Below are 12,225 nucleotides of genomic sequence, written 5' to 3' on the forward strand. Positions count from 1 at the left end.
TTCTTAAATTTAATTATGTGAATTAAAATAGACACAAATTCTACAGCCATCTTGCACTTGAACAGGAATATGCATATCATACACTTCACGTAAAGAATCTGAGTTAATAATCTCAGCTGTTGGACCATCTTTTACTAAACGACCATCCTTTAACGCAACGATACGATCTGAATAGACAGAGGCAAAGTTAATATCATGCAATACGATAACTACTGTTTTCCCTAAATCATCCACTAATTTGCGTAGAATCTTCATGATCTGAACCGAATGCTTCATATCTAGATTGTTTAATGGTTCGTCGAGTAAAATGTATTCAGTATCTTGCGCAATAACCATAGATATAAATGCACGCTGCTTTTGTCCACCAGAAAGCTCATCTAAAAACTTATCTTGCATATCAGTTAAATTCATATACTCTAACGCTTGATCCACAAACTTGTTATCTTCTTCGTTCAAACGCCCTTTTGAGTATGGATAACGACCAAAAGCTACAAGCTCTCGAACTGTTAAACGAATATTTAAATGATTTGCTTGCTTTAAAATTGCAACACGCTTCGCAAATTTATCAGATTTCATTTTCTTTACATCTGATTGGTCTAACAATACTTCACCTGTATCCGCATCTAACAAACGACTTACCATTGATAATAACGTTGATTTCCCCGCACCATTAGGTCCAATAAAGGACGTAATGGCTTTTGATTGAATTTTTAAAGTAACATCTTCGACTACAATTTTTTTCCCAAAGCTTTTAGAGAGCCCTTTAATTTCTATCATGCTGCTTTCCTACTTTCCTTTAGTAATAAGTAAATAAAGTAAAGACCGCCGATAAAGTTAATAATTACACTAATCGTTGTCGTTAAATTAAATACGTGTAGCACTAAAAATTGACCGCCGACTAATGCAATGATACTAATTAAACTTGCTCCTATAATTAAAACCGAGTGTTTGTATGTAGCAAAATATTGATATGCTAAGTTGGAAACGATTAACCCTAAAAACGTAATTGGTCCTACTAACGCTGTCGATACTGCTATTAAAATCGATGACAAAATTAGAATTCGTAAAACCATCTTGTCATAGTCAATACCTAAGTTCATGGCATTATCTCGCCCTAAAGCCATAACATCTAATTTATGTAATATGCGTGTGCCATAAAGAAATGCTAATACTAAAATACCTGCTGATAAAAATAACAATTCTGTCTTTACATTCATAAAGCTAGCAAACAATCTAGCTTGTAAGCTTTCATACTCTACTGGATCAATAATTACTTGCATAAAGGTAACTAAGCTTCCAAGCAATGTACCGATAATCATTCCTGCCAATAGCAATAAGAAAATTGGATACTTATCTGCACGAAATAAGAAGCGGTATAAAATTAAAGCAAACAAAACCATTGCAATAATTGATACTCCAAAGTTTAAATAACGGCTTACAACAAAAATGGAAGATGAACCTAAGGCAAAATAAATAATCGTTTGAACTATATTGTACATGGAGTCAATACCCATTACCGATGGTGTTAATAGCCGATTGTGGGTTACAGTTTGGAACGCTACTGTTGCATAAGCGATTGCAGTACCTGTAATGATCATCGCAAACATTCGTTCTAAACGTTTTGGAAATGCATAACTAAAACCACCTTGAATATCGTATAAGGCAAATAACAACATACAAATGAGCGCAATAACCGATAATATAATTAACTTCGTACTATTTTTTCGCATATGCTTTCCCCCTAAACAACATAATTAAGAAGATCGCACTACCAATTACTGCAACAGTTGTATTTACCGGAATTTCAAATGGATGTACGATTAAGCGGCTAATAATATCACAGAACAATAAAAATGCTGCACCCATAAAAATGGTGTGTGGTATTGTTTTACGTAAATTATCCCCTAAATAAAGGGAAACAAGGTTTGGTACTATTAATCCTAAAAACGGGATAACACCCACAGTTAATATGACTGTCGTCGAAATAACAGCAACAATAATTAACCCTATATTCAATACCGTACGATAGCTTAAGCCGAGATTTTTAGCAAAATCCTCACCCATACCCGCTACGGTAAATTTATTGGCGTAAATATAAGCAATAATAATTGCTGGTACAGCTACATAAAGAAGCTCATAGCGTCCAGAAACAACTAGCGTGAAACTCCCCTGAAAAAATGCATCGACATTTTGTAGCATGTTCCCTTCATACGCTAGGAAAGTAGATAGTGCTCCTATAACATTTCCGTACATAATACCGATAAGTGGTACAAACACAGCATCTTTGAACTTAATTCGTTCAAGCAGCTGCATAAAAATAAATGTACCAATTAAAGCAAATGCAAAACTAAAAGCGATTTGCCCAATATATGACATACCTGTAAAGAACATCATTGATATGATAATCCCTAGTTTTGCTGCATCTAACGTACCAGCCGTTGTTGGCGATACAAATTTGTTTCGACTTAAACTTTGCATTATCAAACCTGCAATACCCATCCCTGCGCCAGCTAAAATTATTGCTAATAATCTTGGTAAACGACTTATTAAGAAAATCTGTGTTTCTAATGATTCCCAATTAAGCAAATCACTTGGCTTTATGTCAATTGCACCAATAAATAGCGAAATAACTGACAGGATGATTACTGTAACAATTAACATCCACAGTCTCATTTTGAACCCCATATTTCTTTTATTCTCAGATGCTAGTGAAAATTATTCTCAACACTGAGTAAATACTTGATAAAATATTCCTAAACATTAACCCAACTAAGGGACAAATGTAAAATACGATGTATTAGTACATACTAATACTGATATTTCTAATCTAGTTGCATCAAACGTCCCAGCAGTAGTTCGTGATACAAACTTTTTTCTACTACGACTTTGCAACTATCCTCATCATTCTTTTTGTAAATAGACGACATTGAAAATCATTATCAATTAATGACAGTTCAATTATAGCATCTCGACTAGTTAAGTCAACGATTAGATGAAAATGATTTTCAATTGACCATACACATATATGCCGTTTGAATCTATTTTAGTCCTATTCTATTTTACTACATTCTCCCCCTAATTCAAAAAGACTATTGCAATTGTTGATTTTTCGCAACAATTACAATAGTCTTTTTGACACCAGCTATTCATTTAAAGTTCAGTAGCACTATCAATAACTTCTTGAGGAACGACAATTTCATCTATTTCATTGAATTTAGAGAAGTCAGTTTTAGCATCCATTTTCATGTTCACCGTTTCTCCATCCATTTTCATGTCCATATCTATAATCATATCTAATTTGTTCGTTTGGAATGATTGTTTATCAATATGAACTAGGTAGTTGACCGAATGAATAGTAACATCTAAGTTAACATTTTCTTCTGTAGTAAGACTTTGAAGTGCTTTATCTACCTGATCTTGCACAAGACTCGTAAACTCTTCACCACTACCCTCAAGTGTTAAAATATAGTTTTCATTGTCTTGTTCAAATTCCACTTGTTCTAGATACTCTTGTAGAGGCTGCAGTTGAGCTGAAGGATCAGTTTGTTTTGTAGTACTCAACATTTGGTCTACCATCTCCTGAGGAAACTTCATCCATTGTGCAGTAGTGCCTTCATACACATACATCGCATCTTCCGTAATATAAGTCTCCATGTCAGTCTCTTGAGATTCTCCACCTTCACTAACGCCCATCATAGTAGTTGTACCCTTTTGATGCATTTTCATGGGTTCTATTATATATTCCATTTCCAATAAAGATTTAATATCCAAAGTCATTTCTGCACTTGGGATATTCATCGTCTGTTTCATATCTATCGTGCCTTTTACGCTTTTTAGCTCTTCCGAAGTTTTCAATGACTTGTCATATACTTCTTGTAAAGTGAGTTTACTAGTTTCCGTTACCTCTTTTTCTTGTACCGGAGTTGCAGTTTCGTTACAAGCAGCCAAACCTAATGATAAGGTTACTACCGATAATAGCGCTGTCCATTTTTTCATAAAAATAATCATCCCTTCTCAGTAAGATACTTACTTTACGGGATGATTACTTAAAAAGTTTCATTATTTTGGAATTACTCCGCATTAACGGGCAGTGATGGATGAAGAACTCCACACTGATGGAATTTTCACTTCACTTAACGCCACGCATATATTTTTGGATCAACGGAGTCATAAAGTAGAGTAATAAACCAATAACTATAGCTACTGCTCCAATGACACCAAAGTAAATAATTTCGTTTTCCGGTGTGTAAAATTTAACTACTTGAGCATTGATAGCTTGAGCAGATGCGTTCGTCATAAACCATAAACTCATTGTTTGAGCAGCAAACGCTCCTGGTGCAAGCTTTGTAGTAGCAGATAATCCAACTGGTGATAATAATAATTCCCCTAATACTACTAGGAAGAAACTCAGAACAAGCCAAAACGGACTAACAAGAGACTCTGTTCCATTTAAGTAAGCAGGAATTATCATGACGACAAAGGACATCCCCGCAAAGAGCAAACCAAACGAGAATTTTTTCGGAGTAGATGGTTGTCTATCCCCTAACTTCATCCACATCCACGCAAACACCGGCGCAAGTGCAATGATGAATAATGGATTTAACGATTGGAACCATGCAGGTGAAATCTCAAATGATCCAATCATTAAATTGACTCGTTCATCCGCATACTGTGCTAGGATATTTGATCCTTGCTCTTGAATTGCCCAGAACATCATAGCTGCAACAAATAATGGAATATAAGCAAGTAATCGAGACTTTTCATCTTCTGTTGTTTTGCTGCTTCTATACATAACGATAAAGTACAATGTAGGAATAACGATACCTAGAATAGAGACTGTCATGATGAATCCATCTATCGTTAATATACCTTGTTGAATCAATATAAATCCAACAACTAGAATAATAACTAAAGCAATACCAATTCTCGTTAATACTTTTTTACGTTCTTCTTTAGACATTGGATTTGGCACATATGTACCTGCTAATCCTAGATATTTCTTTTTCGTGATTAAAAACACGATTAATCCTAATGCCATACCAACTGCAGCAAGTCCGAATCCTAAATGGAAGTTATACTCTAGACCAATTGTTCCAACGATTAAAGGTGCGATGAACGCTCCCATGTTAATCCCCATGTAGAAAATACTAAATCCTGAATCACGGCGAGTATCTTCTTTCGAGTAAAGATCACCGATAATACTTGAAATGTTTGGCTTCAGCAAGCCTGTCCCAATGATGATTAATGCCATCGAAACAAACAAAGTAGTCAATCCTCCTGGGAATGCCAAGACGATATGACCAAACATTATCAGAACACCACCGTAGAATACGGTTTTCGTTGTACCAAATAGACGGTCAGCTATCCAACCTCCAATAATTCCGGACATGTATACTAGTGAACCATAAACAGCCATAATTGAGTTAGCAGTAGAACGCTCTAAACCTAGTCCACCCTGCGTCACTTCGTAGTACATGTAATAAATTAATATGGCACGCATTCCATAGTAAGAAAAGCGCTCCCAAAACTCAGTGAAAAACAATGATAGTAATCCTTTCGGATGACCAAAGAACCCCTTTTGTGGGACGGATTTAATTATTTCCTCTCGTGTTGCCATCTTTTTACCTCTTTTCTAATTTAGAAAACTTTAGAAATCTCTATACTTCAATATAACTTGAAGCATATGAAAAGTTACTTAATGTCCTTACACTAACAAGACACATATTATAAACTTCCCTTTTTCAATTGTCAAAAAACCTTTTATATTTAAACTAGGAAGTTTACTCTCAAAAAAGCCGTTATAACAACGAAATTCAAAACATTCACATCTTTAAATTACCAAAAATTAGAATAATTAGTTCGCTAATCTAATTTTATTATTTCGACTTTTGAAATTGTTCGTTATAATAGTCGTTATGACAGAGGAAGGAGCGATTTAAGTGCTCAAGAAGTTTTTTTCATATTACAAACCGCATAAACGACTTTTTATCATTGACTTCAGCAGCGCTGTATTTGTAGCAATTTTAGAGCTTGCATTTCCAGTAGCAGTTCAATGGTTTATCGATGATTTGTTACCTACTGGTGATTGGAGCATGATTACACGAATTAGTATTCTACTACTAGTAGTCTACGTAATCAGCACTTTTCTACAGTATGTTGTAAGTTATTTTGGCCATAAGCTTGGCATAAATATCGAAACCGATATGAGACAGCAATTATTCACCCATGTTCAACGCCAATCATTCCGATTCTTCGATAATACAAAGACAGGTCATATTATGAGTCGAATTACAAATGATCTATTTGATATTGGTGAACTCGCTCATCATGGTCCTGAGGATTTGTTCATAGCAATTATGACGTTAATCGGGGCATTTACGATTATGTACAATATCAATCCAGAACTTGCAATCATCGCTATTGTCATGGTGCCAATCTTATCCGTCGTAGCAACATACGGTAACATTATGATGAATAAAGCTTGGAAAAACATGTACGGCAAAATTGCCGATGTTAATGCACGAGTGGAAGACAGTGTTTCTGGTGTTCGCGTCGTTCAATCATTTACAAATGAAAATTTTGAAATAGCTCGTTTTAAAGAAGATAACGGACAATTCCGTTTAGCTAAGCTTGTTGCCTATAAAGTGATGGCTGGTACACATTCCAGTATTTATATGTTAACTCGCCTTGTGACATTAGTCGTGCTTGTTGTCGGAGCTTGGTTTACTTTCAAGAAAGTCATTTCTTACGGAGAGCTTGTAAGTTTTGTTCTATATGTCAATGTGTTGATCAAACCTGTTGATAAAATTACCGCACTACTTGAGCTATACCCTAAAGGAATGGCTGGGTTCAAACGTTTCTTAGAGCTTGTTGAACAGGATCCTGAAATTCAGGACAAGCCTAATGCACATACTGTTCAGCATTTAAAAGGAGATATTACTTTTGAGAAGGTTGGTTTTCGATACGATGAACATAAACCTGTATTAGACAATATTAATTTGTCTATAAAAGCTGGAGAAACTATTGCCTTTGTAGGTCCATCTGGTGCAGGAAAAACTACAATTTGTTCACTTATCCCAAGATTTTACGATGTTCAAGAGGGTGCCATTTCTGTTGACGGATTGAACATTCAAGATATTACGATGAAATCATTACGTTCACAGATTGGGATTGTTCAACAGGATGTATTTTTGTTCACTGGATCTATTCGGGAAAATATTGCATACGGTAAAAAAGATGCAAGTGAAGCTGAAATTCGGGATGCTGCCAAAAAAGCACATTTAGAGGACATGATTGCTTCTCTACCTGAGGGTTACGATACACAAATCGGGGAACGTGGACTTAAGTTATCTGGTGGGCAGAAACAACGTCTAGCGATAGCGCGTATGTTCTTGAAAAACCCGCCGATTCTCATTTTGGATGAGGCAACATCGGCTCTTGATACTGAAACGGAACGATTTATCCAGAAGTCTTTAATGGAACTAGCTGAAAATAGAACTACGCTTATTATTGCACATAGACTAGCGACTATTCGTGATGCAGATCGTGTACTTGTTGTAACAGAGGACGGGATTGCGGAGGATGGATCCTATAGTGATTTAGTGGCACAAGATGGTATATTTGCTAGACTGCATAATATACAGTTTCAAGAGGTTTAATACTAATTAAACTAAAAAGTTGTCTCCCAGTTGGAAACCACTGGCGAGACAACTTTTTTATTTACCTTATTGATTCTTCGATGCTTTACGGTGATTCTTCACTGTATTCAGGTGTTTCTTTGGTGCATTCGGGTGTTTCTCTACAACATTCCAGTGTTTCATGATTAGCTTCTCTAAAACAGGTTCTATTGAACAAATAGAAATTCTTGTAAGCGGTCATAATCTGACTTTTTCAATTCTACTTGTACAACTGTCCCTTCTTCTTCATATGAAGTAGAGGAAACTGATGCATGCTCATTTAGATAAGACACAATATCTCCACGATCAAACGGGATCAATAATGAGCAACGTACATAATTAGAGAAAATATGCTTTTTAATAATCTCTAATAGTTCATCCAGTCCTGCTCCCTCTTTCGCAGAAATCCAAATATTATCTCCAGCCATATGTGGGTATTTCATATCTGCTAAATCAGATTTGTTGTATACAAAGACAGTTGGAACATCTTCAACACCAACAGCATGAAGTGTTTCATTCGTAACGTCCATCATAAAGCGATGTTCGTCGTTGGAGACATCTACAACATGTAGAAGTAAATCCGCATCACGAGCTTCTTCCAATGTTGAACGGAAAGCTTTCACTAAGTGATGGGGAAGCTTACTAACGAACCCTACCGTGTCGGTTAATAAAAATTCCTTCTGGTCCGAAAGTTTAATCTGTCTAACGGAAGTTTCTAGAGTTGCGAAAAGCATGTCCTTTTCAAATACTTGCTTGGATTCCACTTGCCCAGCTTTGTAAAGCAATTGGTTCATAATCGTCGATTTACCAGCATTCGTATAACCTACTAAGGATACTACAGGAATTGCATTTTTCCTACGTTGCTTCCGCTGTGTTTCTCGTTGATCTTTTGCATGTTCGAGATCCCTTTTAAGCTTAGCAATCTGGTCTTCAATCTTACGTCTATCAAGCTCTAGCTTTGTTTCCCCAGCACCACGGTTTTTAAATCCGCCGCCAGTTCCTCCCCCTTGTCGACCAAGAGATGCTCGAAGTCCCACAAGACGTGGAAGCATATATTGAAGCTGCGCTAAATCAACTTGCATCTGTGCCTCATTTGATTTTGCACGTCGAGCAAAAATATCGAGGATAAGCATAGTGCGGTCAATAACTTTACAGTCTAGGTCACGTTCTAAGTTTCTAATTTGTGACGGTGAAAGCTCATCATTGAATATTACCAGATTGGCTCCAGCTTCTTCATAAAGGTTTCTAATCTCCTCTACCTTACCTGTACCAACGTAATGAGACGAGGTAACACGTTCAAGATTTTGCGTTACTTCTCCAACTACTTCCACATCTAATGCCTCTGCTAAATTGTGTAATTCTTCTAATCCATATTCAAAATGCTCGTCCTTTTGTAGTTTCACTGCAACTAGTATTGCCTTTTCTATTAATTCATCCATTTATTTTCTCCTTTTAAAGAAAGCGATAGATTGCTTGTTCATATATGATTTCTTCATGTCGATTAGATCCATTTATATCAATGCTTGCAAGTCGCTCTTTTGTTTCACTAGTATTTTGCTTAAATATTAATCGTGTATTTTCCAACAGTAATGTTTGTTCATCCTGCTCGACAAATTGAAAATAACTTTTCCACTTATTCATTACTTCCCGCGGATTTCGAACATGAAACTCACAGGTAGCAATAGATAACTCTAAATTACTTTTTTCTATTGTTCCATCCTCCTGAAGTAAGCGAAACCTGTCCTCATCGCTTTCCTCCCATTCTATAAAGAACGGCAAAGGAAGTGCGTCACTTATCTCTTCTATCACAAATAGCATTTTCCACTTACGTACTAATCCACTAGTCGTCTTTCTTTCAGCATGTAGAACTCCAGATGTTTTTATACCCTGCTCCTCTAGCTGTTTACTAAGATCATCAATGGTTGTCGTGCGAATGCAAATTGTATTGAACCCTGCTCCACTCGTTTTCAAATCATGAAGCATAAGATTTATTAAAGGATGATTAGCGTTTTTTGCAATTTCTTCATATTCTGCTGCAAGCCATTCAATATAGCTAGTTTTCGTATAAAGAAGTGCGTTATATGTTCCCCACTGAGTATGTTGGCCACCCACTACTGCATGGATACCTTTATCAGTCCAATCCTCAGCTACTTCTATTGGCTTTTTCGTTACGCTATGAACGATATGATCCAAATACATTGTAGCACCTCCATTCAATATTTTACCCTTTCATCAGTATACCAACTAATGTGAAGAGCATCGTTTTAAAAACCGATGCTCTCATATTTTACTAAGACCCTACCTTAATAACCTGTGTCCTGACAACAATATCATAAAGCGACTTTTTTCTTTTAGTAAATAGAGTCGTTAAGATATATGCAAACATAAGCGCATAGATAATTCCACCAAATACATAGTAATTTAATGGTACTTCTGCATCTCCCAGATAGATTAGTCGATAAACAAGATAATGCGAAAGCTCCCAAGGTAGAAATTTCAGGATGGTTCTACAAATTGCATGCTGTATAGAAAGAGTTTCATTCCGTTCATTGACCACCTTAATCCCTATATATCTTTTTCCAAATGACTGCCTACCTACGACTGAGTCACTAATAATAAAATAGAGTGAAACCGGCAATGTCACCATTAGAAATCCTGTGAGCTGTGCTAATACAAGTGAATTACTAAAAAGATTCTGTATAGATGGAAATAGAAATACATTCAAGATAGCGAGAACAACCAAGTAGGCAAATATAAGAAAGTAATCAAGCATAAACGCTTTGAAACGCATAAGAAATGTTGCATTCACTTAAAATTACTCCTCCTATTGGATTTGTTTTCTTACATGAAACTTGTCGATTTCCCAGGAAATAATTCGAATTATGCCTCGGTCTTCTCTTTAGACATTTCACGAAGGAGGAACTTTTGGATTTTCCCTGAAGCTGTCATTGGATATGCCTCTATAAACTCAATATACTTCGGTATTTTATGAAATGAGATCTTCCCTTTGCAGTATCCCTTTAATTCATCAGAAGTTAATTGCTCACCACTTTTTAAAATAACCCACGCCATAAGTTCTTCCCCGTATTTTGGATCAGGTACTCCAACTACTTGTACGTCTTGGACTTTAGGGTGCTGATATATAAATTCTTCCACTTCTTTTGGATAGATATTTTCTCCGCCACGGATGACCATATCTTTAATACGTCCTGTTATATCGATATATCCTTCCTCATCCATCACTGCGATATCACCCGTGTGAAGCCAGCCATTATTGTCGATTGTTGCCTTAGTTGCTTGTTCGTTTTTATAATAGCCTTTCATCACTAAATATCCTCTAGTACAAAGCTCACCAGGAACTCCTGCTGGTGTATCTTCTCCAGTTACTGGATCGATAATTTTAACCTCAACCCCCGGGTGTGCCTGGCCAACTGATGACACACGTTTCTCAATTGGATCATTCGTCTTAGTTTGCGTAATGACTGGAGAGGATTCAGTTTGTCCATAAGCTATTGTTATTTCGGTTGCGCCCATATCATTCATCACTTTTTTCATCACTTCGATTGGACAAATGGATCCTGCCATAATACCTGTTCGTAGCGTAGACAATTTAAACTTTTTAAAGTCTGGATGGTTTAATTCTGCGATGAACATTGTAGGTACCCCATGCAACGCTGTACATTTTTCGTCCTGTACCATTTGAAGTACTTTTCCTGGATCGAACCGTTCGATAACAACCATTGTAGACCCATGTGTCACGGATGCAATTGTTCCCATTACACAACCAAAGCAGTGGAAAAATGGTACTGGAATACAAAGACGATCTTTTTCGGTCAAATATATATAGTCTCCTACAAGTTGCCCGTTATTTACTACATTTTTATGCGAGAGCATAACACCTTTAGGGAAGCCCGTTGTCCCAGAAGTATATTGAATATTAATAACCTCTTCATTGTGAAGTGAATTCATAGAGTTCTCCAGTGTTTCGTCAGCAACTTGATCAGCATGCGCTAATAGCTCCGACCATGTATACATACCTTTATACTCATTCTCACTCATTACAATGACACGTTTAAAATACGGAAACTTTTCGGAGTGAATATTGCCTTTTTCCGACTGAATGATTTCCGGGCATATAGCACGTATAATATCTAAATAGGAAGTTCCTTTAAAAGATTCACATAATATGAGAGTTGTAGCATCGGATTGCTGCAATAAGTATTCAAGCTCTTTTTCTTGATAGTTTGTGTTTACTGTCACTAGAACTGCACCCATTTTGCCTGTTGCGAATTGACTAAGTAACCACTCTCTCTTATTGTCAGACCAAATGGCCACATGCTCTCCTTTTTGAATACCCATGCCGATAAATGCTTTTGCTAGCTTATCCGTTTCTTCATCAAATTCCTTATAGGTTTTTCGAATACCATGCTCCGGATACACATACGCTTCTGTGTCTGGAAATTTTCTTGCTGCTTCTTTAACAATTTCCCCAACTGTTTTTTCATTTAACAAACCAATCACCCCTTTGATTGTTTATATGTATTCTATT

10 protein-coding genes are annotated in these 12,225 nt (G+C 36.4%); 1 reads left to right on the forward strand and 9 read right to left on the reverse strand.

From position 1 onward, the window contains the following. Positions 1-9 precede the first annotated feature (9 nt). The 5 genes from KD050_RS08590 to KD050_RS08610 all read right to left on the reverse strand — a co-directional run bounded on the left by KD050_RS08590 (position 10) and on the right by KD050_RS08610 (position 5,617). The gene (locus tag KD050_RS08590) at positions 10-777 is read right to left on the reverse strand and encodes an iron ABC transporter ATP-binding protein (protein ID WP_211895754.1); all 768 of its coding nucleotides are present in this window, start codon (positions 775-777) and stop codon (positions 10-12) included. Then, positions 774-1,730, reverse strand: a complete 957-nt coding sequence (locus KD050_RS08595; protein WP_211895755.1) for an iron chelate uptake ABC transporter family permease subunit — start codon at positions 1,728-1,730, stop codon at positions 774-776. The genes KD050_RS08590 and KD050_RS08595 overlap by 4 nt, the downstream gene beginning before the upstream one ends. After that, positions 1,717-2,673, reverse strand: a complete 957-nt coding sequence (locus KD050_RS08600; RefSeq protein ID WP_211895756.1) for an ABC transporter permease — start codon at positions 2,671-2,673, stop codon at positions 1,717-1,719. The genes KD050_RS08595 and KD050_RS08600 overlap by 14 nt, the downstream gene beginning before the upstream one ends. Positions 2,674-3,150: 477 nt before the next feature. Continuing rightward, complete coding sequence (locus KD050_RS08605; protein WP_211895757.1) at positions 3,151-3,996, reverse strand: DUF6612 family protein; 846 nt, start codon at positions 3,994-3,996, stop codon at positions 3,151-3,153. Between the two features lie 133 nt (positions 3,997-4,129). After that, positions 4,130-5,617 (reverse strand): peptide MFS transporter, encoded by a 1,488-nt coding sequence (locus KD050_RS08610; RefSeq protein ID WP_211895758.1) that lies wholly within the window; start codon positions 5,615-5,617, stop codon positions 4,130-4,132. Between the two features lie 322 nt (positions 5,618-5,939). On the opposite strand from KD050_RS08610, the gene KD050_RS08615 reads away from it, so the two are divergent. After that, positions 5,940-7,658 carry an ABC transporter ATP-binding protein gene (locus KD050_RS08615; protein WP_211895759.1) on the forward strand — a complete coding sequence of 573 codons (1,719 nt, stop codon included), beginning with the start codon at positions 5,940-5,942 and terminating at the stop codon, positions 7,656-7,658. Positions 7,659-7,843: 185 nt separating this feature from the next. Here KD050_RS08615 and hflX read toward each other — a convergent pair whose 3' ends face one another. The 4 genes from hflX to KD050_RS08635 all read right to left on the reverse strand — a co-directional run bounded on the left by hflX (position 7,844) and on the right by KD050_RS08635 (position 12,188). Continuing rightward, positions 7,844-9,115 carry a GTPase HflX gene (gene hflX / locus KD050_RS08620; protein WP_211895760.1) on the reverse strand — a complete coding sequence of 424 codons (1,272 nt, stop codon included), beginning with the start codon at positions 9,113-9,115 and terminating at the stop codon, positions 7,844-7,846. 13 nt (positions 9,116-9,128) lie between these two features. Then, complete coding sequence (locus KD050_RS08625) at positions 9,129-9,875, reverse strand: VOC family protein (RefSeq protein WP_211895761.1); 747 nt, start codon at positions 9,873-9,875, stop codon at positions 9,129-9,131. Between the two features lie 91 nt (positions 9,876-9,966). Then, on the reverse strand, positions 9,967-10,485 hold the full coding sequence (locus KD050_RS08630) for an RDD family protein (RefSeq protein WP_211895762.1): 519 nt from the start codon (positions 10,483-10,485) through the stop codon (positions 9,967-9,969). Between the two features lie 71 nt (positions 10,486-10,556). Beyond that, a complete protein-coding gene (locus tag KD050_RS08635; RefSeq protein ID WP_370627197.1) occupies positions 10,557-12,188 on the reverse strand; it encodes an AMP-binding protein in 1,632 nt (543 codons plus the stop codon). Positions 12,189-12,225: the final 37 nt, after the last annotated feature.

It is taken from the genome of Psychrobacillus sp. INOP01, assembly GCF_018140925.1.
GTDB lineage: Bacteria > Bacillota > Bacilli > Bacillales_A > Planococcaceae > Psychrobacillus.

Bases quoted from the DNA above. Each gene is read 5' to 3' on its own strand.
- KD050_RS08590 (WP_211895754.1), bottom strand. From the start codon at position 777: ATGATAGAAATTAAAGGGCTCTCTAAAAGCTTTGGGAAAAAAATTGTA.
- KD050_RS08595 (WP_211895755.1), bottom strand. From the start codon at position 1,730: ATGCGAAAAAATAGTACGAAGTTAATTATATTATCGGTTATTGCGCTC.
- KD050_RS08600 (WP_211895756.1), bottom strand. From the start codon at position 2,673: ATGAGACTGTGGATGTTAATTGTTACAGTAATCATCCTGTCAGTTATT.
- KD050_RS08605 (WP_211895757.1), bottom strand. From the start codon at position 3,996: ATGAAAAAATGGACAGCGCTATTATCGGTAGTAACCTTATCATTAGGT.
- KD050_RS08610 (WP_211895758.1), bottom strand. From the start codon at position 5,617: ATGGCAACACGAGAGGAAATAATTAAATCCGTCCCACAAAAGGGGTTC.
- hflX (WP_211895760.1), bottom strand. From the start codon at position 9,115: ATGGATGAATTAATAGAAAAGGCAATACTAGTTGCAGTGAAACTACAA.
- KD050_RS08625 (WP_211895761.1), bottom strand. From the start codon at position 9,875: ATGTATTTGGATCATATCGTTCATAGCGTAACGAAAAAGCCAATAGAA.